This is a genomic window from Pseudoflavonifractor sp. MCC625 (genome assembly GCF_018784545.1).
GTDB classification, from domain to species: domain Bacteria; phylum Bacillota; class Clostridia; order Oscillospirales; family Oscillospiraceae; genus Pseudoflavonifractor_A; species Pseudoflavonifractor_A gallinarum.
This window is the reverse complement of sequence record NZ_WQOJ01000002.1, coordinates 1-3,037: the sequence shown is the minus strand read 5'-3', so window position 1 is coordinate 3,037 and position 3,037 is coordinate 1. Positions and strand designations below refer to the sequence as shown.

At 52.2% G+C, this 3,037-nt stretch carries 3 protein-coding genes; all 3 read right to left on the bottom strand.

The genetic code is table 11. The features are described 5' to 3' along the window. Positions 1–1,122 (bottom strand): virulence-associated E family protein (locus GPK94_RS00020; protein WP_215653765.1); only part of this gene is annotated, 1,122 nt, incomplete at its 3' end. Next, positions 1,091–1,735, bottom strand: a complete 645-nt coding sequence (locus GPK94_RS00015) for a CHC2 zinc finger domain-containing protein (protein ID WP_007887871.1) — start codon at positions 1,733–1,735, stop codon at positions 1,091–1,093. The genes GPK94_RS00015 and GPK94_RS00020, both read right to left, overlap by 32 nt. A 65-nt stretch (positions 1,736–1,800) precedes the next feature. Next, positions 1,801–3,037: MobA/MobL family protein (locus tag GPK94_RS00010; RefSeq protein WP_215653763.1), on the bottom strand; the 1,237-nt coding region annotated here is incomplete at its 5' end.

The window sequence follows — 3,037 nt, the reverse complement described above, 5'->3', positions numbered from 1 at the left end:
AAAGGCATGGTTCAAGGCTTCCTTATAGAGCTGCTTGGAGCAGACCATGCTCCCGGTGTACTTATCAAGATACGCCTGTATCATCCCGGCTTTGGTGTCCTCCGGCATAAAATCCCGCTGGTGTTCTTTGAGATACCGCTGCATGGCAGGGCTGAAAGCCAGCTTGAACCTGCCGCTTCTGTAAATTTCCATCGCTTCTGCCCACATCTGCTCGATATAGGCTCTGGAAGCGGCTTCGTCCTCCAAAATGTGAACCTCGGCTTGCTCCGGGTACACCATGACGGGGATAAAGCGGCGGTTGCCGGAACGGTCAAGGGGCAGGAAGTCAAGGGCATTGGAAGTGCCGCCAAACACGCACTGACGGGGGCGGTCTGCCGGGTGGGTTTCATAGGGTATCTTGTAAACCTCTTTCTGTCGGCTTAAAAATGACTTGATTTCCTCAATGCTCTTGGCGTTTGCGGTTGCCATCATTTCCGACATTTCGATAATCCAGTGACCTTGCAGCTTACGGTACACATTGTCATCGTCCAGCTTCCGCAAATCATCGGAGAACCACTCGTCCCGGACTGCCAGCAGACGGAAGAAGGTGGACTTTCCAGCCCCCTGACCGCCTACCAGACAGAGCATGATTTCAAACTTGCACCCCGGCTGAAAGGCTCGTGAGATTGCACCCAGCAGGAACAGCTTCAACGCTTCATAGGTGTAATCGTCTGCGTCAGCCCCCAGAAAGTGCCGCAGACAGAAACGGATTCGTTCTGTCCCGTCCCACACAAGGGCACTTAGGTAGTCCCGGATGGGATGGTACTTGTTTTCATTCGCCACAATCCCGATGGCATTATCAATCTTTTTCTCATTGGTAAGCCCATAGGTTTCTTCCAGATAGAGAAGCAGATACTTCATATCCGTATCGTTCAGGGCTGTGCTTTCTCTGTGAAAACCGATGGGCTTTATGATGTCCTTGCGGTCGGTCAGGATGTTGTATGCGATAGCCCCGGAAAGCAGAGGGTCACGCTGGAATACGGTCAGGCAGTTCCGTATGCTCTGGCGGACACCGCCTTTCTCGGTGGTTTCCAGCCCCGCCTTGATTTCCTCAATGCTCTGGGGCGGCTGCATGGCGTTCATGGTGTTTTTTAGTTCTTGCTGCGTCTGCGGCTGCAAGCTCTGCCATTCGCTGTTCAAGCTGTATCACATCCTTTCCGTAGTCCGCAATCAAAGCCGCTTTTTCCTCTGTCTCCCCGAACAGCAGCACATCCAGCAGATATTCCACATGGGCTTGCTTTTGTAAGGCTTCCACAAACCGGGGATGAAAGGCTTCCTCCGGGGAGTGCGGGGCATATTCCGTTCTCCATGCCATAAGCAAGTGGAGATAATCGGCAAGGATACGGAAGCAGCGGTTCTTTGCTTCCTGAAACTGTTCCTCCGGGGATTTCTGCCGGGGCTTGGGCTTTTTTGCCTTTCCCGGCGGTTTCCAGTCCTCATAGGAAAGCCCGAAGTCATTTGCCAGTTGTACGGCGGCTTCTTTCTTTGCCAGCCCATACAGGGCGGCGGCAAAATCAATCACATCCCCATCCGCACCGCAGCCGAAGCAGTGGTAACGCCGATCCAGCTTCATGCTTGGGGTTTTATCATTATGGAACGGGCAGCAAGCCATCCCGTTCCGACCTACATGGATTCCATAATGCTCCGCAGCCTGTCTTGTTGTGACGGACTGCTTCACAGCTTCAAATACATTCAAATCTATCCCTCCTTGAAAATAAGAAAAGCACCTGACATTCTCTGATTGAAAATGGCAAGTGCCTGTTAAAGTTCCATATCCTGTTGTCTGTGTTTCGCCTGTGCCGGGGCGGTTCTTTGAGCCTTTTTCTCGTCTGCCTTATCCTGCAAGACTTCCTTGATGGGCTGCTTCTTGGGCGGCTCTTTACTTTCCTCTGTGCCGGGTGTGGCTTTCCGTACCCAGTAGCGGATGTCCCGCAGCTTCTTCAAATCCTCCTGTACCTCGGTCAGTGGTACTTTCAACTCTGCGATTTCTTCCAGAAGCGTTTCCTGCTCCTCTTGCAGCTCCTTTTGGGTACTGTCCTTATCATCTGGGTGCTTGGCAAGGTGGGTGGCGGCTTTTTCATACCGGGCAACCTCCGGGTGTTCCTGTTTGAATTTCTCCTTTGTTTTCTTAAAAAATATCTTCTGGTACTTCTCATAGACAGGCTTACATTCCTTGCAGTCTGTCCGGCTGGCAAGAATCCCGTCAATCACTTTGCTTCGGGCTTCCTTTGGCTTCATCTGATTGCGGTAATCTGCGGCTGATTTCCCGGAAGATTCCAGAAATGCTTCTAAGTCCTCCACAGTGGAAAGCCCCTTTTGCTGGAGATAGGACAGGGCTTCGCTGACTGCCTTTAAGTCCTGTGAAGTCCCCCGGTTCTGTCCAGACCTCGTCCAGTCCTTCCGTTCTTCCTTTCGTATCTCCATATATTTCATCAGTAGATTGGGAAGAAGTGTCGCTTCCTCCGCCGCCTTTTGTGCAAGCAGTTCTTTCCGTTTTTCTCCCAGCTCGGTAATCCAGCCTTTGAGGTTTTGGATAAGCTGCCGGATGGACTTCATCAGGCGGTTGGCGGCTCTGATTTCCCGGTTCAGGTTGCCGATGTTCGTCTGGATACCCCGCTTTTCCATCTGCCGGACAGCAGCTCCCTCATGGACAGTAGGGATAATATCAAGCCCCTGTCTGGCATAAGAACGCAAGTCCACACGCTCTGGGCGGTCATTGGCTTCCAGATAGCGGTTCTGGATGACCTCCCATTCATGCCGCCAGATTTCGCAATACTTCTGGTCGTTCCAGTCAACCGTATCCTCCTTGTGGCTTTTCCATCTGCCGGACGGAAGTTTTATCCGTTCCCCGTTTTCGTCAAGGTCATAAACCTTGCGGCTCTTGGGAAGCCATTTTCCATGTTCGTCCATTGCCCTCATAGTGAGCATGACATGGGCGTGGGGATTGTGTCCCGGCGGATGGGGGTCATGGATTGCAAAATCAGCAATCATGCCTTTG